Here is a 24,952-nt window from a genome sequence, read left to right as displayed (position 1 = left end):
AGGAGTACAATGGCATTTAAGGATCTTTTCAAGTTCAATAAGGGCAAAACAACATTCGTGTTTATAGGTGGAAAGGGAGGCGTTGGTAAAACAACCATATCAGCTGCAACAGCACTGTGGATGGCCAGATCAGGTAAGAAGACACTGGTTATCTCAACCGACCCCGCACACTCACTTTCAGATTCACTTGAGAGGGAGATAGGTCACACACCAACCATGATAACAGATAACCTCTACGCGGTTGAGATAGACCCGGAGGTTGCAATGGAGGAGTACCAGGCAAAGCTGCGGGAACAGGCATCATTGAACCCTGGAATGGGACTTGACATGCTCCAGGACCAGATGGACATGGCCTCAATGTCCCCCGGTATAGATGAGGCCGCAGCCTTCGACCAGTTCCTGCGGTACATGACGACAGATGAGTACGATATCGTGATATTTGACACCGCCCCCACAGGCCACACACTCCGTCTGCTCTCATTCCCTGAACTCATGGACTCATGGGTTGGGAAGATGATCAAGATAAGGAGGCAGATTGGCAGCATGGCAAAGGCCTTCAAGAACATACTCCCGTTCATGGGCGACGAGGAAGAGGAGGACAGGGCCCTCCAGGACATGGAAGCCACCAAGAAGCAGATAAACGCTGCAAGGGAGGTTATGTCAGACCCTGAGAGGACCTCCTTCAAGATGGTTGTGATCCCTGAGGAGATGTCCATATACGAGTCCGAGAGGGCGATGAAGGCCCTTGAGAAGTACAGCATACATGCAGATGGTGTCATAGTAAACCAGGTGCTCCCTGAGGACAGTGACTGTGAGTTCTGCAATGCCAGGAGGAAACTGCAGCAGGAGAGGCTGAAGCAGATACGTGAAAAGTTCAGCGACCAGGTGGTTGCGGAGGTTCCACTACTCAAGGAGGAGGCCAAGGGTATCGACACCCTGGAGAAGATCGCCAGGCAGCTATATGGTGAACCGGAGACAGCCTGACTGGAATATAATATGTTTGGGGCTTATAATATTAAAAAGCAGTTAACCTCAAACACCACTATTTTTACATAAAACTCCTCTAAAGGCTTTAAAAATCTATAAAATTTTTTATCAATGATTTATTAGATTTTAAGGTTATATTGAATCATTAAGTTCATTTTAAAGTGATATGAGGTCTTATTTTTTTTAAAGAATCAAATGCCAAAATTTATAATATTCCTTCAAATTACTTAACAATATATTAACGTTAGGTGAGCACTATGAAAGTTGCAGTTTATGGCGCGGGTAATCAGAAACTTTATGTGGACCAGCTGAACTTGCCTGAAAAATACGGGGGTGAGGCACCCTACGGCGGAAGCAGGATGGCAATTGAGTTTGCAGAGGCAGGTCATGATGTTGTGCTAGCAGAGCCAGCAAGGGAAATGCTGGATGATGCCCACTGGAAGGTTGTTGAGGATGCAGGTGTAACCGTAACAGACAACGATGCTGAGGCAGCCAGCGAGGCGGAGATTGCAGTTCTCTTCACACCATTCGGTAAAAAGACCTTCGATATAGCAAAGGACATAACACAGCACCTTCCAGAGGGTGCTGTAATAGCAAACACCTGTACTGTATCCCCGGTGGTCCTCTACTACGTCCTTGAAAGGGAACTTCGAAGGGACCGTCAGGACCTGGGTATAGCATCAATGCACCCTGCGGCTGTCCCTGGGACACCACAGCATGGTCACTATGTCATAGGGGGACACTCAAGCAGTGAACTGGACATAGCCACCGATGAACAGATTTCAAGGTGTGTTGAACTTGCAGAAAGCTGTGGTAAGACAGCATACGTTGTACCTGCAGACGTATCAAGTGCAGTTGCTGATATGGGGTCCCTTGTAACTGCCGTAACACTTTCAGGTGTACTTGACTACTACTACGTTGGTACCCAGATAATCAAGGCACCTGTGGAGATGGTTGAGAAGCAGATCCTCATGACACTCCAGACAATAGCATCCCTTGTTGAAACATCAGGTGTTAATGGAATGCTCAAGGCCATGAACCCTGAGCTCCTTGTGAGGAGTGCAAAGTCAATGCACCTCCTTGAGGAGCAGGAGGAACTGGATGCTGCAATCAGCACACTCTCTGACCTTGATGATGAGGTTGTCCAGTGGATAAATAAGGGTGAAATCAGGCACACGGATCTCGTCGCGGCACAGGCCCTTGCAAATGAACTCAAGAACCTCATGGGTGGAAAGGCAGCAGAGGGTACCATAAGAAGGTGCATGAGGAAGATGTTCGAATAAAACCTTTATTTTTAACTATTTTAAGAATTTCAAATAAAAAATAAATAAAATCAGGTGACGGTTATTCGCATATCAACCACCCTGAATGTCCTGGTTATGTAGACGTATCTGTAACCCCTGATTGTATTTGTGTGGCTGAGGGTTGCCGACAGTGTATCCGCCCTGAAGGTCTCAGATAACCGTATGGTCCTTGTGTACCTGCTTGGGTTGTAGATTTTCCTTGTTGTAACGATTTTTGCATCGTACGGATAGTAACCGATGGTTGCAGTGTAGGATCCTCCACGTTTCAGTGTAAATTTGTAGGTCTTGTATGCAAGTTTCTTGCCGGCTGATGAGTACACTGTGACATAGTAGGTCACCGTTGTGGTGTAACTTCCCGTGTTTTTGAATGTGAATCTGTAGGTCCTTTTTGGTGGGTTCACGTAGACCATGGCGGTTTTCAGGTTGTTGATGCTGAATGTGTATTTACCGGGGGATGAGATGTATCTCTGGAATCTCAGCACCGCTCCCTCATGGGGTCCCACCCTGATGGTGTAGGTACTGATGAGGTTGCCGTTGAGGTAGACAGGAACTGTGAAGTCACCTTCAACGTCACCTGTGTTCTGGATTTCTGCTTCAACCTCGACGTTGGCTGATCCCACGGCACTGGATGGTGTCACATTGAGGGACCCTATTTCAAGTGTGGCTGGTTTCAGTACATTGACGTTTTCAGCAGGTAGTGTGTCAACGGTAAAGGTATGGTTGCCCCGCTGTGTTATGGGGTATGTGAATGTCACGGGGGTTTCTCCACCGGCAGCCACGTTCACGGTCTTTGATTGAACAGGTACGCCGTCTATGTAGAGCCTTGATGTGTAGTTACCTGGAACGTCACCCACATTGGAGACCCTTGCAGATACTTCAACGTTTAGGGGAAGAACCCCCTGGTGGGGTGAAACCATCAGGCTGTGCACTGTGAATGTGGCAGGTCTCAATACCCTCACGGTCACCGGTGTAAGGCCATTAACCGTGACAGCATGGTTTCCGGGGTCACTGAGTTTCTCACTGAAGAATACCGGGAAGGCACCAGGTCCTGTAAGCTGCAAAGTCTTATTCTGAACGTTCACTCCGTCTATGTAGAGCCTTACGGTGTAGTTGCCACGACCCTCTTCAGAGGTGCTTATCATTGCGGTTACGTTGAATAGGAGGGTTGAAACACCTGAAGACGGATTTACGCTGAGGTTTGAGATCAATGGTTCGTTTAGTACCCTGACGGTTACAGGTGCAAGTGCCCCTATGCCGGCAAGGTATGTTCCTGGAGTATCCAGGGTATGGTTGAAGCGGATCAGTGATGTTCCTCCTGCAGGAACTGTCACGGTTCTTGTATCCACAGCTGCACCATTTATGTAGAGGGTTGCGGTGTACTCCCCATCAACTTCCCCTGTATTTCTGAGTTTAGCTGATGCTGCAAGGTCAAGGGGGCTGAAGCCAGATGTCGGGGTGACGGTTAAATCTGAGGCGGTTATATTTGCCGGTCGAAAGACCCTGACATTCCTTGTGAATCCATTGATTCCAACACTGTGGTTTCCAGGTAGCAGTGTTGTTTTCATTGAGATTTCCCTTGTTTCACCGGGGTTGAGGCTGACGGTGTTCTCCTGCACGGTTTGGTTGTTGACATGGAGCCTTGCTGTGAACCCTATGACCATATCATAGGGGTTGGTCACGTTGAGGAGTGCTGTGACGTTCAGTGTACCCACACCGGTTCCAGGGGTAACAGCGAAGCCCCCGAACACAGGGTCAGGATCAAGCACCTGATTTTAACCTCTTCACCGGAGTTAAAACGGAGATTGTACTCCCCAGGAACCATGATCGGATTCTTAATTGAAACCTTAACACTTGACCGTCCAGGTAGGGTAACTGTTCGGCTGTCCCATGCGACACCGTCAAGGTAGACGGTAAGGGTGAAATCACCTGGAAGGTCCCCCTGGTTTATGATTGTGGCGTTCACAGTTACATTGAGGGGTGACTTACCCTCCAGTGGTGTTACTGTCACATTTGTGATGTTGAAGCTTGCCTCGCTGAGGACCCTGACCGTGCCTGAGGTGACGTTGTTGAGTGATATGGTGTAAATTCCACTTTCAGGGAGGGTTATAATGGCAGAGAACGGTACCGTGCTTCCACCGGGAACATCAAATGTCTGTTCATGGACATCCACTCCATTAACATAGATTATGGCCGTGTAACTCCTTGTGCCTGAGTCTATGCTGGTGATATTGGCAGTGACCATGACATTCAGCGGTGCAAGACCACTTTCCGGCGTCAGCCTGAAACCGTCCACAAGGAACTTTTCACCCTCCATCACGTTGACGGTTATGGGGTCAAGTTCATTTATGGTTATTTCATGCACACCAGCGGCAAGGGTCCTGTTGAAGGATACTCTGACCCTTGATTTTGCATCAACAGTCACAATCCTGCTATCAACGAGAGTTCCATCGACGTAGAGGCCGGCGGTGTATGTGTCAGGTAGATCACCGTAGTTAACAATGTCAGCAGTCACGTTAACCCGGAGGGGCTCTGTGCCGGCACGTGGTAGCACTGTAAGATTTTCAGGGATTATGAGGGGGCCGCTGAATGCCCTGACAGTGAATGGCTGGAAGTTGTTCACGGTAACAGAATATGTCCTGCTGTTCCTGAGAAGGTATTCGAAGCTGAAGTCCCTTGTTGTTTTTGATTCCACCTCTATCCACTGCCATAAGACCTCGTATCCGTTGACGTAGAGCCCCAGGCGGTACCATCCGCTGGCATCCCCCCAGTTGGTGATTTTACCATTCACCGTAATTGATAGGGGTGCTGTTCCATTCACCGGCATTATACTCATATTGCTTATGAAGAATGGTGTGAACCTTGTGAGGAAACCATCTGATAGTCCCGTGAGCTTCGCTTTCCTGGCATCTGATGTTACAGGGAAATTGTTTGACCAGGTCTTTCCGGCAACATAGATGTTCTGGTAGGGGTCAACAGCAACAGCATAACCCTGATCAGCTTCTATTCCACCTAGATAGGAGCTGTAGAGGACGCTTCGGGGGATGCTGAATTTTGTGATGAAGGCATCCACACCGTTAAGTGACCTGTCAAGTGCCCCCTCTGTGAGTGGGAAGTCAGATGAGGATGTTGTACCTGTCAGGTAAAGATTTCCATACCTGTCTGCTGCAATTCCATATACTGCATCATCACCGCTTCCACCGAGGTAGGTTGAGTATGTCACATTCTCACCATCGAATGCCAGGATGAATCCATCAGAAAGGCCCTTCTTTGTCCTCTGGTATGCTGTCACAGGGTTTATGGGGAAATCCGTGGAGTTGGTTTTACCCGCAATGTAGATGAGGCCACCATAGGATGTAATGGCGTGGCACATATCCTGTAATAAGCCTCCAAGGTAGGTTGAGTAGTCAAAGCTCATCTGTGGGGTGAATCTTGATATGAAGATATCATTCGTACCCTGCTTGTACTGTGAGACTGCATCGAAGGTTACCGGGAAATCATCAGAGTAGGTGTACCCTGCAATGTAGATGTTCCCGTTGTTATCAAGGGCAATTCCCTGACAGTAGTCGTCCCAGGACCCTCCAAGATAGCTCAGGTAAGTAACGGTGAGGTTCTTGTCAAGTTTGGCAATGAACGCATCATAACCGCCGTGATTGATTTTCTGGCAGGCGTCATCTGTCACCTGAAGGTTCTCTGAGATGGTGTATCCACTCACATAGAGGTTTCCCGATCCATCCATTACAAGACCCTTTGCAACGTCATATTTGGATCCACCAATATATGTGATCCTTTCGATTTTGCCTAGGGGGTCTATCCGTGCCACGAATGCATCCTTACCCTCAACACCAGCTCCACTTATTTCGCCTGCAACATAGGCGTATCCATCTGCATCTGCGATTACTCTGTGTCCCCAGTCGTCTCCAGCTCCGCCGAAGGTTGTGTTGTATATGACTTGTCTTGATGTGTTGAATTTTACCACGAAGACGTTCTTGGACCCGTTGACGTGCGTTGAACCGGTCACATAGATGTAGCCGGATTCATCAACGTAAACGTCACGTGCTTCATCAACCACATCACCACCAAGATAGGTTGAGTAGTCCATGGTGTAATTTGATTCAGCAAAGGCTGAGCCCTGAAGGACGACCATGAGAAGTAGTCCACAGATCAGAGCAGAAAACTTTTTATACGGATCAATGATCATCACCTCCCGAAAACATTACAGTTTATATTATAATTACAATGAATATACTTTACGATTTAATTTTAAAACTGAAAAAAGAGTTCTATATTGAAATACATTTATTCAGAACTGTTAGAATGTATTAAACATTGAAATAGGAGTTTAAAGGTGAGATTTTTGTTAAAAAATATTTAAATGTATCATCCGATTTAATCGTGAATAAAGAGGAATTCCTCTGTTTTTTTCAAGAATTTCAACTATACTATTGACCTTTAACTAGATTCATGACTGAAATCTGAATAAAATAGAGTTAGGTGTGATCTGACCTGCTGGAGTAACAGGGGGTGGATAGGGATCTAAACTGTGGCCCGCAGTTACAGTTATCCATGATCAGTAAGTTCAGAAATGGGGTCATTCTACACCAGTATCAGTGTTTATCAGCCAGCATCAGTTCATTAAAAACATGAAGCTTCAGTGTAGTTTTATCAGCTTAACATGGGAGAAATCCATCGGGCCCTTCAGAATACAACAATGACTGACATGTAACTGAATTCAGATACCACCAGTTCCCTGAGTTTCAGTTCAACAACCCTCTCATCAGGGTAGCTGAGCCTTTCACAGACAGCAACACATCTTTCCGGATCCATACCACTTTCAATAAGGAACCTGGCGGTCTCAGACGGAGTCCTTGATGGGAGAATTATTGTTGGTCTCCCGTTATCAAGGATATCCAGTATATTCTCCTCACCGCGGCCATGAAATGTGACCATGTCAGCATCATCCCAGGGAATAAGTAGCCTCGCAGCGCAGAGCTGGACGGAACTCACACCGGGTATAACCTGGATTTCAACATCAAGCTTATTTTTTGATATTATCCTCTTAACTGGTTTCAGAACACCTGAAAACCCCGGGTCACCTGTCGAGAGCACCGAAACCTTACCTGAAACTGCAAGCTCGACTGCCATTTCAAGCTTTTCATCCATATCCCCAGCACCCAGCACGACAGCTTCAGTCACATCAGGAAACAGTTCAAGGGCCCTTCGGCTCCCAAATACAGTATCAGAATCCCCCACAGCCACAGCTGCGGCAGGGGTTATGTAATCAGATGAACCGGGACCTATCCCCACTATATAGAGCACCATGACCATCCACAACCAGTGCATTCAGTTCAACGGAATCTTATTCAAGACAACATATATAATTGTTTCATGACCATTTATTAATGTGGTAACAATGATTCAGATTGCAGTCACAGGAAAACCCAACGTTGGAAAATCATCCTTCTTCAACGCAGCCACACTCTCCGAGGCAGAGGTGGCATCATACCCATTCACCACCATCGATGCCAATCATGCAGTTGCCTATGCATCCTGCAGTTGTCCATGTCAGGAGCTCGGGGTTCAGTGCAATCCCAAAAACTCAAGATGCATTGATGGAACCAGACTGATCCCTGTGGAACTCATCGATGTGGCTGGTCTTGTTCCGGGGGCCCATGAGGGCAGGGGTCTTGGAAATAAGTTCCTGGATGATCTCAGACAGGCCAGGGCATTCCTGCATGTCATAGATGCATCAGGTTCAACAGACGAGGAGGGGAGGCCTGTTGAGCCAGGGAGCCATGACCCTCTGGAGGATGTGCAGTTCCTTGAGGACGAAATAACCATGTGGCTCTACGGAATCCTTGAGAAGAACTGGGACCGCCTTTTAAGGAAGGCATCCTCAGAGAAACTTGACATGAATAGCATAATCCATGAACAGCTCTCAGGTACAGGTATAACCCCCGAGGATATCATCGAGGCATCAAGGAAGGTGGATGCAGATGTCTACTCATGGGGTAAGGATGAACTCCTGGAATTTCTCGAGGAACTCCTCAGGATAGCGAAGCCAATGCTGATAGTTGCAAACAAGGCCGACATTCCAGAAGCACGGAAAAACATTGAACGCCTCATGGATTCCTACCCACACGTGGTACCGGCATCTGCAGAGGCTGAACTTGCCCTCAGAAGGGCATCAGAGGCCGGGCTTATTAATTACACTCCTGGGGAAGGGGACTTTGAGATCATCGATGGCGCAGGGCTTACCGACAGGCAGATGTCAGCCCTTGAGTATATCCGTGAAAACGTCCTTGAGGTCTATGGAAGCACCGGTGTCCAGGAGGCGATCAACAGGGCGGTATTTGATCTTCTTGACATGATAGTTGTCTTCCCGGTTGAGGATGAACACCACTTCACGGATCAGAGGGGCAACGTTCTTCCTGATGCACTCCTGGTGCCCCGTGGTTCCGGTCCAAGGGACCTTGCCTACCTGATACACACTGAGATTGGAGACTCCTTCATGCACGCGGTGGATGCAAGGAGGGGAATGAGGGTTGCGGCGGACCATGAACTTGAGGACGGGGACATAATAAGCATAATATGTGGCAGATAGTATTAAATAAAGTTAATAACATGGGTGGTCAGTTTCAAGTGTAACCCTGTGGTCCATATGGGATGATATGCTGCAGGAAAATCATGATATTACTGAAAGCTGTTAAATTGAGTGGTACATTTCAAGTGTATTGATGGTGAGGGCAATGGGGAGTATACACGAGCTTCATGAGGAAGAGGTTTTCAGGAGGCTTGGGACTTCACCCTCTGGCCTTGACCCTCTGGAGGCTGAAAGACGCCTTAAGGAATATGGCCCCAATGAACTTGAGGAGGTCAGGGGTAAACCACACATACTTCTCTTTCTCTCCAACCTTTACAATGTCCTGGCGATCCTCCTCTGGGTATCAGCTGCACTGTCACTCCTCACAGGCAACAGTCAGCTTGCCGTTGCAATTATACTTGTAATAATCATAAATGCGGTTTTCAGTTTCTGGCAGGAATATGAGGCCGAGAAGGCTGCAGAGGCCTTAAGGGATATTCTGCCCATCATGGTCAAGGTTATTAGGGGGTCAGATGAAACTGTGATCCCGGCAGCCGAGGTGGTCCCCGGTGACCTCATCCTTCTGGAGGAGGGTGACACGGTCCCGGCAGACGCAAGACTTGTTGAATCCAGCCAGCTCAAAATTGACGCATCCACGCTCACAGGTGAATCAAAGCCGGTCAGAAAGGTATCCCATCCAGTTAAAAGATTTGATAATTATATAGATATCGATAACATCGTATTTGCAGGTACACAGGTGGTATCAGGGACAGGAAGGGCCATAGTATTCGCAACTGGGGGGGATACAGAATTCAGCAGGATAGCATCCCTAACACAGGAGGTAAGGGAGGAGCCAAGCCCCCTCCAGAGGCAGATATCCCGGGCTGCCAGTATCATAAGCATTCTAGCAGTTTCAATGGGACTTGTTCTCTTTGCAGTCAACCTCTACATTGTTAAACTCCCCCTTGAGACTGCACTGATCTTTGCAATAGGGCTCATGGTTGCAAATGTACCTGAGGGTCTTCTACCAAGTGTAACCCTGGCCCTTGCAGCGTCAGCAAGGAAGATGGCCAGGAAAAACGCCCTTGTGAAGAGACTTTCCAGTGTAGAGACCCTGGGATCCACAACAATAATCTGCACAGATAAGACAGGGACCCTAACGAGGGGTGAGATGACGGTAAGGAAGATATGGATACCCTACAGGGTCGTGGAGGTCACAGGTTCAGGCTACAGGCCAGAGGGTGAATTCCTCTGCAATGGAAAACCGGTAACCCACAGGGAGGTAAGGGAGATAAGGCTCCTCATGAGGGCGGCATCATTCTGCAACGATTCAAAACTTGTTAGAGACGAAAAGGGCTGGCACGTGATTGGAGACACAACAGAGGGCGCACTCCTTGTGGCCGCAGAGAAGATAGGCTTTGACCTTCATGGGGAACTTGAGAGGATGCCCCGGATAATTGAGCTCCCCTTTGATTCAAAACGAAAGTCAATGACCTCAATTCATGAAAAATCTGGTAAAAGGGTGGCCTACGTCAAGGGGGCCCCAAAGAAGATAATAGAGTTATCAGAGAGAATATCAGTGGATGGGAGACCCAGACCACTGGATGATGATGAAAAAAGGAGGATCATAGAGATACATGACAGAATGGCCTCCGAGGGACTCAGGGTACTTGCATTCGCTTACAGAGAACTCCCAGAGGATCTTGAGGATTACACGCCTGAAAATGTTGAAAGGGAACTGACACTGGTTGGAATGGCTGCAATGCATGATCCACCCAGGGAGGGTGTGAGGGAGGCTGTGAGGCAGTGCAGAACTGCAGGTATAAGGATAATAATGATAACCGGCGATTACGGACTCACCGCCGCAGCCATAGCAGGTGAACTTGGAATCATAGAGGGCGACAGCTACAGGGTGATAAAGGGAAAGGAAATGGATGAAATGGAGGACCATGAACTTCTAAGGATCCTGTCTGAGGAGGAGAACATAATATTTGCCAGGGCAGTCCCTGAACACAAGATGAGGATAGCATCGGTCCTTGAGGGTGCCGAGGAGATAGTTGCTATGACAGGGGACGGTGTCAACGACGCCCCAGCCCTCAGGAAGGCTGATATCGGGGTTGCGATGGGGAGCGGCACCGACGTTGCAAAGGAGGCTGCTGACATAGTACTCGCCGATGACAACTTTGCAAGCATTGTAACTGCGGTTAGGGAGGGCAGGACGGTATATGAGAACATAAGGAAATTCATAACCTACATATTTTCACATGAAACCGCAGAGATAGTCCCATTCATTCTCATGGTGATCTTTGGAATACCCCTCCCCATAACAATAATGCAGATACTTGCAATAGACCTTGGTACCGATACGCTGCCGGCCCTTGCCCTGGGAAGATCCCCACCTGAATCTGATGTGATGCAGAGGCCACCAAGATCAGTGAGGGAGAGGCTACTTAATCTTGAGGTTCTCCTGAGGGGGTACCTGTTCACGGGAGCCATTGAGGCATTCCTTGTGATGATGGCGTACTTCCTTGTGCTATCGGCTGGGGGATGGGTGCCAGGTCAGAGCCTCCCCGCAGACGACCCCCTCTACATGAGGGCCACCACGGTGGTCTTTGCAGGTATAGTGATGGCTCAGATTGGCAATCTCCTCTCATCACAGACCACCCGCTCCTCAGCTCTGAAGGTGGGGCTTCTGAGGAACAGATGGATAACCGCTGGTATGATATTCGCCATCACTGTGATGCTGATGGTCATATATCTGCCCCCACTGCAGCCGGTTTTTGGAACACAGCCATTGAAAGCACAGGAATGGCTGATGATCATCCTTTTCGCGCCACTGGTTTTTCTTACAGATGAAGCGCGGAAGTTAATTCAGAGGAGGCTTGGTTGATCAGATGTTTCTTCTCAGAGATGGAAGGAAACTTATCCTGGGCTGGAATATAAGGAATCTTTCAGAAATTTTTTAATAATACAAATTAGAAATGTGTTCCAGAGGAGGTGCCTGAATGAGATGGATTGCACTCATGCTTTTCATGGTATTTCTTGCCGGCGCCCTTGAAGCATGCGCTGCACACGACTCAGATGCCTTGAAACCCACAATCAAGGCTAAGGGCGGATTCAGCGGATTTAAGGGTTCATCAAAGAGGCTCAAAACGGATCTTGACGATGAAGACGATGAAGACGATGGGGGCTCTGGTGGCTTTTGGCTGCTTGCAGCTATTGTGATTGTTCTGATTGTTGCTGTGGTCCTGGCATACATATTTTTCACAAGGCGGGGAACCCCATAGAAGGCAGGGTAATTTAATGGTGCTAATAGTTGAGATAATAAGAAAACACCTCCCGCGGGTTATGAGGGTCCCTGCTGCACGGATCTTCCTCCTTGCAGTGGCGGTCATTGCCTACGGAACCCTCGGATTCCACTTCATTGAGGGGGAATCATGGACGGTCTCATTCTACTGGACCTTCGTGACCATAGGGACCGTAGGCTACGGGGACTACAGTCCATCAACACCACTGGGGATGTACTTCACCGTGACCCTCATAGTCATGGGTATAGGTACCTTTGCCATCGCAGTGGAGACACTCCTTGAATTCCTGATAAAGAGACAACAGATGAGGCTTATGGGGCTGATAGACGTGGTCAAATCAAAACATGTGGTTATATGCGGGTGGAGTGAGAGCACACTCGAGTGCCTAAAGGAACTTGGCGGAAACGAGGTCTTTGTGCTCGCTGAGGATGAGAGTGTCAGGAAGAAGGTCCTCAAGAATGGCGCCAGCTTTGTTCATGGAGATCCAACAAGGATATCTGACCTTGAAAAGGCCAATGTAAGGGGTGCAAGGGCTGTTATAGTGGACATGGAGTCTGATTCAGAGACCATACACTGCATACTGGGAATAAGGAAAATCGACTCCAGTGTGAGGATAATAGCCGAGGCAGAACGCTATGAAAACATTGATCAGATCCGGATGGCAGGGGCCGACCAGGTTATCTCACCATTCGTCATATCAGGACGGCTCATGTCAAGGAGCATCGATGATGGCTATGAGGCCATGTTTGTACAGGATGTCCTTGCAGAGGAATCAACAAGGAGGATGGTTGAAGTTCCAGTGCCCCCCAAAAGTCCCATTGAGGGCATCTCGGTCCTTGAAGCAGACATCCATGAGAGGACAGGTGTGATCGTAATTGGCGTGGGCCGGGGCGATGAACTCATAATAGACCCACCCAGGGATTACGTATTCCAGAAGGGTGATATAATTCTGGGAATAGGCAAAACCCATGAGATAGATCGCCTTATGGAATACATAGGCTCATGAGCACTGGAATTACGGCCATATAACAGGTATCCTCCTTAAGGGCTCAACACGCACAGAATCGTCAAGAACAGTCCGGAAGGAATATGCTATCACATTCATGCCTTTTTCATTGGCTTCTTTCAGTGCATACGAAAATTCAGGGTCCATTTCAATATTTGGAGAGAAGGAACGTGCATTTTCACCAAAAACCAGGAAAAGGACGCTGCTTTTATAGCCCATGGAGAGCGCAGATGCAAGCTCTCCAACATGCCTCCTTCCCCTCAGTGTGGGGGCATCAGGGAAGAGTGCCACCTCACCCTTTACAAGGGTACACCCCTTAACCTCAACAAGCATTTCTTCAGCCCCTGATGAGAGAAGGAAGTCAATTCTGCTTCTTCCAAATGGGTATTCCCTTTTTTTCACAGTGAAACCACGAAATTCGTCAACACGGTCTGATTCTATTATGCTGGCGGCGATGGCACTGTGAAAACCGGAGTTCACGAGGACCCACTCATCTCCCCTTCTTAGTGCTATGACATCAAACTCGGTTTTTCTTTCCTTTCCACTTGCTTTTCTAACTATAACCTGATTTCCAGGTATAAGGAGCTCCCTGAGCCTACCAGGATCCTTCAGGTGGGCCAGCCTCTTCTCACCACCCACATCAACAACCATGGTGAACCTGTTGGGTCTTTCAAGGTACATTCCCATCAGGGGTTTATCTATGATCATGGTAACCATCCTTATATACTAATTTGACTTAAATGAATATCAATCAGTCCATGGATATGAACTGTGGGGTGAGAGAACCCTCTTTGCTGATGGATATCCATCGGTCCATGGACATTAACTATGAGGTGAGAGAATTTGCATCCAAGACCCAGCCCGATAGCAGCATCACTCTACACACTCAGAGACCTGGATGCTGACGTTATAATTCTACACGGCCCCCATGGGTGCTGCTTCAGAACAGGAAGGCTCCTTGAAACCGATGGGGTCCGGGTTCTGACCACTGCAATGTCAGAGCAGGACTTCATATTCGGGGCCTCAGATAAACTGGCAGAGACACTCAGGGAGGCCTATGAGATGTTTTCACCCGACCTTGTGGGTGTTGTTGGAACCTGCGCCAGCATGATAATAGGTGAGGACCTCAGGGAGGCGGTCCAGAGGGCGGATATACCCGCAAGGGTTCTAACGGTTGAATCCCATGGGGGATTCGGTGAGGGTGACAACACGGAGGGGGCCATAATAGTCCTTGAGGCGGCTGCAGACCAGGGAATAATTCCCCGTGAGGAGGCAGAGAGACAGATAGAGATGTTAAAACTTGCAACTGAAATTGAGAAGACAAGGGGAATGGCACAGGGCGGTTACATACGCCCATCATATGGTGATGACAAGGATGAGGTGTCAATAAGGGTTCTTGAGGCCATAAAAAATGGTAAAAGAGTTGCATTTGTGCTTAATGCCAAGAAAGAGACATCATACCTATTTTCAGATCCTCTGAGACTTCCATTTGACTCAATAAACCCCGATAACCATCCTCTTATAATCGCAAATCTTGACAGGAACACCGGTCTTCCAAGGATACGCAGACACGCAGCTAACATACTTGAAGGAATAGAGGAGGCAGGAAACCGTGTTGATTACATAACGGGGGGCCTCGATGAATATCCTGTAACAGGTAAAAGAGCAGCGGAGATACTGAAGGATGAGAGAATAGAATTTGCAGTTGTATCGGGTGTTCCCCATGCCCTGCCGGTTGAGGAACTGGAACTGGAATCCGTCGCCATTACAGACGGGCCGAGGCTCGTGGAACCACTCAGGAAACTTGGATACATCCATGTGGTGGCTGAGCTGGATGCACATGCAAGGACCCTGGGACAGAGCACCATCGTATCATCAGACTTTGGAGATGCACTGAGGAGAAACATTGAGAAGGTGATTTAATTGGCTGAAACCGTTGGAATGATACTCTGCGGAGGATTTGGAAAGAGACTGAGACCCCTCACCGAGAAGATCCCGAAACCACTCATAGAAATAAAAGAGGGCTACACTATCCTGGATAAACAGCTCTTTGACCTTAAAAATGCCGGTATAAATAGGACCTACCTCCTCACAGGATTTCTAGGGGATAAGATAGAGGAGAGATATGGTGATGAGTACAAGGGCCTCAGACTGGAATATGTAAGGGAAGAGAAACCCCTTGGAACACTCAACGCAATAAGGCTTGGTATGGAGGCCATCGATGGAGATAAACAGTGCATAATACGTAACGGGGATGTGGTGGCAGACCTGAACATAAGGAAGATGATACACCTTGGGGAGATGTCCGATTATCCCCTGACCATCTTCATAACCAAGATGCAGTCACCCTACGGTATAGTGGAACTCAGCGGGGATAAGATAATCAGCTTCAGGGAGAAACCACTCCTTGACTATTACATAAATGCAGGTGTGTACTTCTCCAAGGGGCAGCTGGACTTCGGGGACTTCGAATCAGGCGACATTGAGAAAACGCTTTTCCCCCTCATGGCCAGCGAAAACAAGCTTGGCTACTACAGGGAGGATGGACTATTCTGGATGGCAATAGACACATCCAAGGAGCTGGAGGAGATACGCAAGGAGTACCGCAACAGGGAGGACAAGCCCTGGGGCTATGAGAAGGTACTCATAAACACAGAAAAGTACCTCACAAAGGAGCTATTCATAAGGGAGGGCTACAGGACATCCTTCCACTACCATGAGGAGAAGGATGAGACCATGTACATAATATCAGGGTCAGGGTACATTGAATTCCAGGACAGGAAGGAGTACTTCAGCAAGAACGACACCATCAGAATTGAGCCCGGTGAGAGACACTCCATTGTGGCAATGGAGAATACTGTACTCCATGAGGTATCAACGCCACACCTCGATGACACCGTAAGGGTGAAGGACTACTATGCCAGGTGATCCATTGATAGCCATCATAGACTATGGGAGCGGGAACCTCCGAAGCATCTCCAACGCCTTCAGGAAGATAGGGGCCGATGTTCAGGTAACATCAAGTCCTGAATTCCTCAATGAATCAGATGCCCTTGTACTTCCAGGGGTCGGGGCCTTTGGAAGTGCAATGGCTAAACTTGAGAACTTAAGGGACCCGATAATCAGGAACATAGATGATGGTAAACCCTTCCTGGGCATATGCCTGGGACTCCAGGTTCTCCTATCCGAGAGCCAGGAATCACCTGGTGTCAGGGGACTTGATGTCATAAAAGGGGAGGTGGTGAGGATACCCCCCGGAAACAAGGTGCCCCATATGGGCTGGAATCAGCTGGTCCCCAGGAGGGACTCCCCACTCCTTGAAGGCGTGGAGGAGGAGTACTTCTACTTCGTCCATTCATACCATGCGGAACCAGCAGACGACGTTGTTGTGGCAACAACCGAGTATGGCATTGAGATGACAGCTGCCATCGAGGCAGACAACGTATATGCAACCCAGTTCCACCCTGAAAAGAGCGGTGAGGCCGGGCTTGATATCCTGAGAAACTTCAGGGAAATAATCAGGAGGTAAATTTTAATGGACATAGAGGAATTTGTAAGGCGCAACATAGACCAAATGGATGGGGAGTCCCTGCGAAGAATCCTGGCAGATAGGATACGGGAATTCAAGGATATCGACACCGAGAGGTCCATGAGGATGGCCGATGCCGTGATATATGAGGTTAAAAATACACTCGAAACTGATGGCCTGGACGATGGGCTGCGGGAGATAATATCATATCCCATCGCTGGTGTTGGAATGGGCGAGATGGGTGTGGGATCCCGGGGAGAGGGGGACTTCTTTGTCCACAGGAAAATCGCTGATATAGTATCAAGCACAGAAACCGGCGCATTTATAAATCCAGATGCCCAGGACGATGGCGGTGTTGTAAGGACAGATACAGGTAATGGGGAGGTCTACATAACAACCGCCGTTGACGGAATCCACTCCAGACTCAGCGAGTACCCCTTCCTTGGGGGTTTCCATGTTACAAGGGCCGCCCTCCGGGATGTCTGTGTAATGGGTTCCAGGCCAGTCGCACTCATAAGCGACCTCCACCTTGCAGATGATGGGGATGTTGGCAAACTCTTTGACTTCACAGCAGGGGTCGCGGCGGTTTCTGAACTGGTTGATGTACCCGTGGTTGCAGGGAGCACATTGAGGGTTGGTGGCGACATGGTACTCGGCGACAGACTCGTGAGTGCGGTGGGTGCCATCGGGGTTTCAGGGACACAACCAACAGCAAGGAAGAGGGCCGAGCCAGGTGATGTTATACTCCTTACAGAGGGCTCAGGAGGGGGTACCATCACAACAGCCGCCATATACCATGGACTCTTTGATGTTGTATGGGAAACCCTTGATGTGAACTTCATAAGGGCATCGGGGGCCATAATGGAGGCGGGGCTCCTTGAGGGTATACATGCAATGACCGACGTCACAAATGGGGGGCTAAGGGGCGATGCCCATGAAATATCATCAACCACAGGTGTGGGTCTTGAATTCGATGCCGAGGCTGTGAGGTCAATGGTTAACCCAAGGGTACTTGAAATGCTCGAGGACCTTGAAATTGACCCCCTGGGGGTATCAATTGACTCCCTGATGATAATAGCACCTGAGGATCTCTCCCATGATATCATAAGGGCAGTTGAAAGTTCAGGTGTCCCCATAGCCGAGGTGGGGAGGGTCACAGATTCAGGTGTTCCCCTCCTCATGAGGGATGGTGAGATGGAGGAGCTCAGACCCCTCTTCCGTGAGGCCGCCTACACACAGATAAAGAAGATGGTTGGTGATGAAACACCCCAGGACTTTGAGGAGATGAAGAGGAAGGTTGAGAAGGCCGCAAGGAGGGCCATAGAGAAAAAGGACATGATCGTTAAACTCATAGGAAAGTGAATGGTGTCCGTATGGATGATGGGGGCTACATATCAACCCTGGATGCGATCCTTGGACTTGCAGTGATCTTCATACTGATGGCTTCAGTTCTCAACACCGGCACAGCTCCTGTGGATGACACCATGGAAGCTTCAGATGTCCTTGATGCAATGGCATCCTACCCTGCAGATAAACCGCTACTTGAGGAACTTTCAGAGTACCCCAATTCCACACTGGCATCAGGGTTCCTCAACGGGACACTTGAGGGGATGAACTACAATCTGACCATGGATAACGGTTCAGGAGAGGTTACAGTTGCCTCCCGCGGTTCCATGGGTGATGCAGAAAACATAGATACCTCTGTGGCCTGCCGGGGCACTGTGATCTTCAGGCTTTATGTGTGGAGGTGACTGCTGGCATGGAAAAATATTAATAGTTGATTGCTCCAACTCTTTATTGGTCTAATTTTGCCCTGATAGTGTAGCGGATATCACGTAGGACTGCGGATCCTATTACCCGGGTTCAAGTCCCGGTCAGGGCATTCATTTTCAGTTTAAAGGTATTTACGACCCTTAAAAATTTTTCATCATAAATTACAACGGTCCCTGACACTTTGACTGCAGAATGACTTTTTTCACAATTCATCAACATACACCCCATTAAAACTTTATCCCATGCACTCCAATCTATAACTGGAGGTGTGGTTGTCATGGGGAATTACTTCAACCCTGAAATAGAGACCATGGAACGGGAGGACCTTGACGCCCTCGTGGAGGAGAGGATAAGATATACCGTGAACTATGCCTATGAGAACTCCCCATTCTACAGTAAATGGTTCAGGAAAAACAAGATCAAAACCTCAGATATAAGGAGCCATGAGGACCTCAGGGAGCTCCCGATAATAACCGGTGAAACCGTGCGGCAGAACCAGCCCCCTGAAAGGGATGACTTCGAATTCAGATGTGCCCCATGGGAGGATATATACACCATACACGAAACCAGCGGTACAAGCGGAAGGCCTAAGTCATTCTTCCTAACATGGGGGGACTGGCAGAGGTACGCCGAGAAATATGCAAGGTCATTTGTATCCCAGGGATTTGAGGGGGGTGACAGGGTTGTGGTCTGCGCCTCATACGGCATGAATGTGGGTGCAAACACCATGACCCTTGCAGCACAGAAGATAGGGATGACCATAATCCCAGAGGGCAAATGCACATTTCCTGTGAGGATAATAGAGAGCTACCGTCCCACGGGTATAGTTGCAAGCATATTCAAACTGCTGAGGCTCGCAAGGCGCATGAAGGAACAGGGACTTGACCCCAGGGAGTCAAGTATAAGGAGACTGGTAGCAGGTGGTGAAAGCTTTGCACCTGAATCACGGGAATATGTGGAGGAAATATGGGGTGTGGAAGTCTACAACACCTATGGAAGCACCGAGGGGACCATGTGCGGGGAATGCCATATCAAGGAGGGCCTGCATGTCCCTGAGGACCTGGTGCACCTGGACGTTTATGATCCGACCATGAGGGACTTTGTTGAGGATGGAGAGTGCGGCAGAATAGTCCTCACAACACTCCTGCCTGTGGGTGAGAAAACAGGAACCCTCCTCCTCAACTATGACACCGAGGACACCACAGTTGTAATCTCAAGGGAGAGGTGCAAATGTGGAAGGACCCATATGAGGATAATGAACCCTGAAAGGGAGGCTGAGACATTCTGGGTGGCAGGGCACCCCTTCAACAGGGTCGATGTTGAGGCTGCAGTGTTCCAGAGGGAGAACATGGATTATCTAACAGGTGAATACGAGGCCTTCCTCTATGGCGATGAGGATGAGGGGCCAATAACAATGAGGGTATCGCTGGAGTGTGAGAACCCTGAGGACTGTGCCATGGATATAGTAAGGGAGAACTTTATAAGGGCATTCTTCAAATATAAGAGGGAACTCTACCAGGCATATACAGAGGGCCTTTTTGAGATACTGTTCAACTTCACAGGTCCAGGGGAGCTTGAATTCTACAGGGTCAAGGGAAGACCAAAACGCATAGTTGATAGAAGATAACGCTGGATACTGAGGCCAGTTTAAGCCTCCAGCTTCGGGGTAAAACCATGCTTAACGCAGAAACCTATGTCACATCAACAGAGGGGATCGGTGGAAGGATCCGGGTGCATAACAGGGACTTCCAGGTGGAGGAATTACCCCTCATGGAGCCAAGCGGGAGCGGACCCAACACATGGATATGGATTGAGAAGGAGGATAGAACAACCCTGGACGTCCTCCTGGACATAGCAAGGGAACTGCACCTGGACCGCAGGAGAATGGGATTTGCAGGGATGAAGGATAGGAACGCGGTCACCAGGCAGTGGATATGCGTCAGCAACACAGAACCTGAGGATGTTAAGAGAATAGAGGACCGAATCAGGAATGTAAGGTTCCTGAAGGTCACTTCAAATGAAAAAAAGCTCAGAATGGGCCAGCTAAGGGGTAACAGGTTTAAGATTCTCATAAGGGACCCTGAAGCTGACGAACCCCTTGATAAGGCCAGGGAGAACCTGGATGAGCTCCAGGAGAAGGGGGTTCCAAATTACTATGGATGGCAGCGATTCGGAAGCCCCAGGGCAATCACACACCTGGTTGGCAGGAAACTGGTGCATGGTGATGTGAAGGGTGCAGTGGACACCTACATTGGAAACCCGGTTGAGGGGGAATCAGAGCCTGTATCAGAGGCGAGAAGTGCATACGATCTGGGGGACCTTGAGGGGGCATATGAACTCATGCCCGCATCCCTCAGGTATGAGAGGATGATGCTCAGGGTCCTCATCAGGGATCTCAGAAAGGGAGAACTCTCTGAGAAATCCTATATAAATGCAGTGCATGCACTTCCAAAGCCCCTCAAGAGGATGTTTGTCCATGCATACCAGTCCTACCTGTTCAACCGGGCGGTCAGTGAGAGGGCGGCTCTTGGCATAAACAGATATCTGGAGGGTGACATCATCATAGACAATGAGCAGCACATAATCCATGACCCGGATCCCGGGGAGGTGGAGGAGATGATCCTCAACTTTGAGGCACACCCAACAGCGCCACTCTACGGTAGCAAGGTACCACTGGCAGATGGAAAACCCGGTGATATCGAAAGGAGGATACTGGAGGAGGAGGGTGTTTCACTCCCCGACTTCAACTCCATAGAGGTCCCTAAGCTTGGAAGTCACGGTATGAGGAGGGCCATAAGGTTCAGAATATGGGATGTTTCCGCCTCCAGGAGCCCTGAAGGAATCAAAGTTGAATTTTCAATACCCAAGGGATGCTATGCAACCTCTGTTTTAAGGGAGATAATGAAGAAGGACGTTGTCTGAACTGTTAGATCTTATGGAGATGGTTACTTTGGAGATCAGCTGCAGAATCATTTCAAGGGGAAGGGGAAAGGGTCCTGTGATAATGTCAGATAAGCCTCTGAGTTTCCTGGGGGGCGTTGATCCCCAGACAGGCACCGTTATTGACCCGAGGCACCCCCTGCACGGCAGAAGCATGAGCGGGAAGGTCCTTGTGATACCCGGAGGTAAGGGTTCAACGGTTGGATCCTATGTCATATTCCAGATGTCAAAGAATGGCACCGCACCAGAGGCCATAATATGTTCAAATGCGGAGCCAATAATCGCAACTGGAGCCATAATGGCAGGCATACCCATGGTTGACAGGCCAGAGGCTGATCTCTCTGACATGCTGGAGGATTCAGTGGAGGTTGAGGTGGACGCGGTGGAGGGGAAAATCAGGATCTAGGCTTTTTTATATAATTGGATTAATAGTGGCTGTGAATTATGGGGGGGATCAGGATCTGGGATTTTTTATATAATTGGATTAATAGTGGCTGTGAATTATGGGGGTTTCAGGATTTTCTTCCACTTACCAGACAGGGTCATGATTCAAGGGCGGATCTAAAAACGCCACCTGAAGCCCCGCCGAGTATCCCGAGGCTCACATCCCCTGCAAGGGCGTATAGGAGTATTGAGAGGATGGCTGCATTCATGAATCCAGTTTTAAGGTAAACAATCAGTATATTTATCAATCCCACGGCGGCCCCCATGATAGCCCCATTCAGGGCACCGCCTGGGTATTCACCATCTGCAATGTAACCGCACACCACTGCCGCCACGATTATGGATAGTATACCTGTGAATGAGGGAATCACAAATCTGAATACGGGTCCAAGGACTGCTGTGAGTACTATGCCTGCAGCAACTGCCTTCCAGCTGAATCTCAGTTCCATTACTGACCACCCAGAGATAATAAATTTGCAGCGATATATAATCTTTGGCATGGGGAGATGCAGATCCCCCCTTATTCCCGGATATGGAGACCATTAAATGGGCAGGAAATACTTCACAATTTTCATCGCGGTGTGGACGGCAGTATTCATGATTGCAGGTTCGGTGCCTTACCTTGGATTTAAACTCATAGCCGGCCTTATCATATTCCTCTTCATTTCAGGATTTGCTCAAAGATCCCCTAAAAAAGAAGCACTTTATCTTGTGGCGATACTCTACCCTCCAGCTGAACTTGCACTGAAGTTGTCAGCGACCCTCATTGACCCCTTAGCGGTTAACATGGCTGAACACTTCATTGCAGGGGCCCTGGCTGCCCTCGCAGCATCCACGGTTCTTGACGGTACACTTGAGAAACTGGATAGGTGGGAGGGACTTACATTTACAGTATCATCAGCGGTTCTATTCTGTCTCTTATATGAGATCATGGGCTATGCTATCTACTATGAACCATCCGCCATTCTGTACTCTGATACCATGAGGGATCTTTCCATGAACATTGCAGGGGCGGTGATGTCAGCATCAATCATCACAGTATATGGTGGCAGATCAGGGGACTGATGGCGGTACAGGCGGCTCTGAACTGTTGTTTACGGGAGGAGCACCACCCCCTCCACTTTCCCCGGTATGGGTATTATTTCGAACCTCAGCGGTATCCTGTGAAGAGTTCAGGGTGCTTCTCTGGAAGTATGACCTGTAGATCACAAGAGCAAGGATGGCAACCACTATTATAGCCCCAAATAGAAGGATGTATTCTGATGATGACTGTCCTGCTTCATCCTTAATCATATAATACACCTAATTGCTGGATTGGGTTCAACAGGCGGAACCACTGGGAGGATCTCGGGTTGCCCCGTCTTTCTGTGGATTTTGGTTCGGTCACAGGCCGGGATGAATTATTTGCACTCGAATTCTTAGCAGTATCTGAGACAGTAATATTTTTCTGCCGTCCTTTGCAGAGTTCAGGGTGCTTCTCTGGAGGTATGACCTGTAAATCAGTAGCCACATTGAAATAAACATCACACACCCAAAGAGAAGGATGTAATAGGCTGCTCCCCGCCCTTATCAGTAAGTGATGGGGCAAGACCCGCGATATCACCTCTCATATAATAATATGCTCCAATCAAAATATATAATTTTCTCGAGGTTCATATTATCCTAACAGGTGTTCCAATGAGGTTCGCGGTAAAGGGGGAACTTGTAGACCTTGAATCAGGAGATCATGAGAGAAGATACATTCTGATAGATAAAGGAAAAATAGAGTCCATTGAGAGACATATAACGGGTGTTGATGTGGTTGACGCCTCAGACAGATTCATTCTACCAGGCTTCATAGACCTCCATGTGCATATCATGGAGGATGGGTTCAGGGTGGAGAGCAAACTTGAGGATCCCCTCTCACTCTACTTCTACAGGGCACTTGAGAACATGAGGAAAACACTCCATGCGGGTGTTACAACGGTAAGGGATGCTGGACTGGCTGATATGGGTGTCAGAATGGCCTCCGAAGCCCACATGATCCACTCACCCCGCATGCAGATAAGTGTCACACCACTATCAGTGACAGGAGGACACTTTGACTTTCACACCCGATCCGGACTGAACATTGAGAGAACATACCCAGGTCTTCCCTCGGGTATCTGTGATGGCATCCCTGAGGTGAGAAGGAAGGCCAGGGAGGTCCTCAGGGCAGGTGCAGATGTTTTGAAGGTCATGGCGACGGGGGGTGTTATGAGCAGCACGGATTCCCCATCGGATACACAGTTCACGGTTAAAGAACTTGCTGCTGTGGTGGAGGAGGCTTCATTCAGAGGAAAAAGGGTGATGGTTCATGCACACGGACTCCAGGGGATAAGGAACTCCCTGAGGGCGGGTGTGCATTCTGTTGAACATGGCACATACATCGATGGAAGAACCGCATCTGAAATGTCTGAAAGGGGCGTCTACCTCGTACCAACATTCCTTGTGACCCGCCTTAACTGTAAAAAGGCAATGCGCGGTGAACTCCCGGAATACAGCAGAAAGGATGCCATTGAAGTCGCCAGGGTCCACCGGGACAACATGGAAATAGCCTGTGAGGAGGGGGTGAGGATGGTCATGGGAACCGATTCAGGGGTTATTGAACATGGCAGGAATCTCATGGAACTCTCTTATCTCACAGAAATCGGTATGGACCCACTGGAAGCATTGAGGGCTGGAACTGTGCATGCAGCAGAGTGCATGGGATGGGAAGACAGTATAGGAACTCTGGATAGGGGTAAGATCGCGGATATCATCATAACCGATGCCGATCCTGTTGAGGAGATTGAAAAACTTTCAGACCCCGAGAATATTCAGTGGGTTATACGGGATGGTGTGATATACAGGTCCCCTGACGGCTGATATTTATTTGGTGTGAAGAGACTTGAACAGGTATCAGGGAACATATGCTGTCGGCTGATATTTGCTTGGTGTGAGGGGGGTGCTTGGCCATCTCCGGGGTCACCAACTGGCGGCTGATATTTGCTTAAGCTGTTATGGAAGTAGTATATGTTGCCTGCCCCGTCACCAAGCGGCGGCTGATATTTGCTTACTGTG

At 48.8% G+C, this 24,952-nt stretch carries 22 protein-coding genes and 1 tRNA gene; 17 read left to right on the top strand and 6 right to left on the bottom strand.

Annotated elements, in window-relative coordinates; genetic code table 11:
- Window positions 1-9 precede the first annotated feature (9 nt).
- Together ACPLJI_RS00270 and ACPLJI_RS00265 are read left to right on the top strand one after the other, a co-directional pair.
- Window positions 10-984 (top strand): TRC40/GET3/ArsA family transport-energizing ATPase, encoded by a 975-nt coding sequence (locus tag ACPLJI_RS00270; RefSeq protein ID WP_424730942.1) that lies wholly within the window; start codon window positions 10-12, stop codon window positions 982-984.
- 260 nt (window positions 985-1,244) lie between these two features.
- Window positions 1,245-2,270: a H(2)-dependent methylenetetrahydromethanopterin dehydrogenase-related protein gene (locus ACPLJI_RS00265; RefSeq protein ID WP_424730869.1), complete on the top strand. Its 1,026-nt coding sequence runs from the start codon at window positions 1,245-1,247 to the stop codon at window positions 2,268-2,270.
- Window positions 2,271-2,320: 50 nt separating this feature from the next.
- Here ACPLJI_RS00265 and ACPLJI_RS00260 read toward each other — a convergent pair whose 3' ends face one another.
- From ACPLJI_RS00260 to ACPLJI_RS00250, 3 genes are all read right to left on the bottom strand, one after another.
- Window positions 2,321-4,057: a CARDB domain-containing protein gene (locus ACPLJI_RS00260; protein ID WP_424730868.1), complete on the bottom strand. Its 1,737-nt coding sequence runs from the start codon at window positions 4,055-4,057 to the stop codon at window positions 2,321-2,323.
- Entirely contained in the window at window positions 3,991-6,489 is a 2,499-nt protein-coding gene (locus ACPLJI_RS00255; RefSeq protein ID WP_424730867.1) for an SBBP repeat-containing protein, read from the bottom strand. The genes ACPLJI_RS00260 and ACPLJI_RS00255 overlap by 67 nt, the downstream gene beginning before the upstream one ends.
- 497 nt (window positions 6,490-6,986) lie before the next feature.
- Entirely contained in the window at window positions 6,987-7,610 is a 624-nt protein-coding gene (locus ACPLJI_RS00250) for a cobalt-precorrin-7 (C(5))-methyltransferase (protein ID WP_424730866.1), read from the bottom strand.
- 91 nt (window positions 7,611-7,701) lie between these two features.
- Here ACPLJI_RS00250 and ACPLJI_RS00245 point away from each other — a divergent pair, with 91 nt between their 5' ends.
- The 4 genes from ACPLJI_RS00245 to ACPLJI_RS00230 all read left to right on the top strand — a co-directional run bounded on the left by ACPLJI_RS00245 (window position 7,702) and on the right by ACPLJI_RS00230 (window position 13,185).
- Entirely contained in the window at window positions 7,702-8,892 is a 1,191-nt protein-coding gene (locus ACPLJI_RS00245) for a redox-regulated ATPase YchF (protein ID WP_424730865.1), read from the top strand.
- A gap of 133 nt (window positions 8,893-9,025) precedes the next feature.
- Window positions 9,026-11,761, top strand: a complete 2,736-nt coding sequence (locus ACPLJI_RS00240; RefSeq protein ID WP_424730864.1) for a cation-translocating P-type ATPase — start codon at window positions 9,026-9,028, stop codon at window positions 11,759-11,761.
- A 115-nt stretch (window positions 11,762-11,876) separates the two neighbouring features.
- Entirely contained in the window at window positions 11,877-12,158 is a 282-nt protein-coding gene (locus tag ACPLJI_RS00235) for a hypothetical protein (RefSeq protein WP_424730863.1), read from the top strand.
- A gap of 16 nt (window positions 12,159-12,174) precedes the next feature.
- The gene (locus ACPLJI_RS00230; RefSeq protein ID WP_424741085.1) at window positions 12,175-13,185 is read left to right on the top strand and encodes a potassium channel family protein; all 1,011 of its coding nucleotides are present in this window, start codon (window positions 12,175-12,177) and stop codon (window positions 13,183-13,185) included.
- A 9-nt stretch (window positions 13,186-13,194) separates the two neighbouring features.
- On the opposite strand, the gene sfsA is transcribed toward ACPLJI_RS00230, so the two are convergent.
- The gene (sfsA, locus tag ACPLJI_RS00225) at window positions 13,195-13,893 is read right to left on the bottom strand and encodes a DNA/RNA nuclease SfsA (protein ID WP_424731035.1); all 699 of its coding nucleotides are present in this window, start codon (window positions 13,891-13,893) and stop codon (window positions 13,195-13,197) included.
- Between the two features lie 135 nt (window positions 13,894-14,028).
- On the opposite strand from sfsA, the gene cfbD reads away from it, so the two are divergent.
- From cfbD to ACPLJI_RS00180, 9 genes are all read left to right on the top strand, one after another.
- Entirely contained in the window at window positions 14,029-15,108 is a 1,080-nt protein-coding gene (cfbD, locus tag ACPLJI_RS00220; protein WP_424731036.1) for a Ni-sirohydrochlorin a,c-diamide reductive cyclase catalytic subunit, read from the top strand.
- The gene (locus tag ACPLJI_RS00215) at window positions 15,109-16,113 is read left to right on the top strand and encodes a sugar phosphate nucleotidyltransferase (RefSeq protein WP_424731037.1); all 1,005 of its coding nucleotides are present in this window, start codon (window positions 15,109-15,111) and stop codon (window positions 16,111-16,113) included.
- A gap of 4 nt (window positions 16,114-16,117) precedes the next feature.
- Entirely contained in the window at window positions 16,118-16,714 is a 597-nt protein-coding gene (gene hisH, locus ACPLJI_RS00210; protein WP_424731038.1) for an imidazole glycerol phosphate synthase subunit HisH, read from the top strand.
- Window positions 16,715-16,720: 6 nt separating this feature from the next.
- Entirely contained in the window at window positions 16,721-18,076 is a 1,356-nt protein-coding gene (locus ACPLJI_RS00205) for an AIR synthase-related protein (RefSeq protein WP_424731039.1), read from the top strand.
- A gap of 11 nt (window positions 18,077-18,087) precedes the next feature.
- The gene (locus ACPLJI_RS00200; protein WP_424731040.1) at window positions 18,088-18,465 is read left to right on the top strand and encodes a hypothetical protein; all 378 of its coding nucleotides are present in this window, start codon (window positions 18,088-18,090) and stop codon (window positions 18,463-18,465) included.
- 59 nt (window positions 18,466-18,524) lie between these two features.
- A tRNA-Arg gene (locus ACPLJI_RS00195) sits at window positions 18,525-18,596 on the top strand.
- A gap of 168 nt (window positions 18,597-18,764) precedes the next feature.
- Window positions 18,765-20,114 carry a coenzyme F390 synthetase gene (ftsA, locus tag ACPLJI_RS00190; RefSeq protein ID WP_424731041.1) on the top strand — a complete coding sequence of 450 codons (1,350 nt, stop codon included), beginning with the start codon at window positions 18,765-18,767 and terminating at the stop codon, window positions 20,112-20,114.
- Between the two features lie 47 nt (window positions 20,115-20,161).
- Entirely contained in the window at window positions 20,162-21,409 is a 1,248-nt protein-coding gene (truD, locus tag ACPLJI_RS00185; RefSeq protein WP_424731042.1) for a tRNA pseudouridine(13) synthase TruD, read from the top strand.
- 19 nt (window positions 21,410-21,428) lie between these two features.
- Window positions 21,429-21,833: a DUF126 domain-containing protein gene (locus tag ACPLJI_RS00180; protein ID WP_424731043.1), complete on the top strand. Its 405-nt coding sequence runs from the start codon at window positions 21,429-21,431 to the stop codon at window positions 21,831-21,833.
- 136 nt (window positions 21,834-21,969) lie between these two features.
- Here the strand turns inward: ACPLJI_RS00180 and ACPLJI_RS00175 are convergent, their stop codons facing one another.
- Window positions 21,970-22,320, bottom strand: a complete 351-nt coding sequence (locus ACPLJI_RS00175) for a DUF5518 domain-containing protein (protein ID WP_424731044.1) — start codon at window positions 22,318-22,320, stop codon at window positions 21,970-21,972.
- Window positions 22,321-22,417: 97 nt separating this feature from the next.
- On the opposite strand from ACPLJI_RS00175, the gene ACPLJI_RS00170 reads away from it, so the two are divergent.
- A complete protein-coding gene (locus tag ACPLJI_RS00170) occupies window positions 22,418-22,936 on the top strand; it encodes a hypothetical protein (protein ID WP_424731045.1) in 519 nt (172 codons plus the stop codon).
- Here ACPLJI_RS00170 and ACPLJI_RS00165 read toward each other — a convergent pair.
- Window positions 22,925-23,164 carry a class III signal peptide-containing protein gene (locus ACPLJI_RS00165; RefSeq protein ID WP_424731046.1) on the bottom strand — a complete coding sequence of 80 codons (240 nt, stop codon included), beginning with the start codon at window positions 23,162-23,164 and terminating at the stop codon, window positions 22,925-22,927. The two genes, ACPLJI_RS00170 and ACPLJI_RS00165, sit on opposite strands and share 12 nt — an antisense overlap.
- Window positions 23,165-23,548: 384 nt before the next feature.
- Here ACPLJI_RS00165 and ACPLJI_RS00160 point away from each other — a divergent pair, with 384 nt between their 5' ends.
- On the top strand, window positions 23,549-24,757 hold the full coding sequence (locus ACPLJI_RS00160) for an amidohydrolase family protein (RefSeq protein WP_424731047.1): 1,209 nt from the start codon (window positions 23,549-23,551) through the stop codon (window positions 24,755-24,757).
- Window positions 24,758-24,952: the final 195 nt, after the last annotated feature.

Source organism: Methanothermobacter sp., assembly GCF_049720995.1.
Classification (GTDB): domain Archaea; phylum Methanobacteriota; class Methanobacteria; order Methanobacteriales; family Methanothermobacteraceae; genus Methanothermobacter.
The sequence above is the reverse complement of the archived record's forward strand: the minus strand, read 5'-3'. Positions and strand labels throughout refer to the sequence as shown.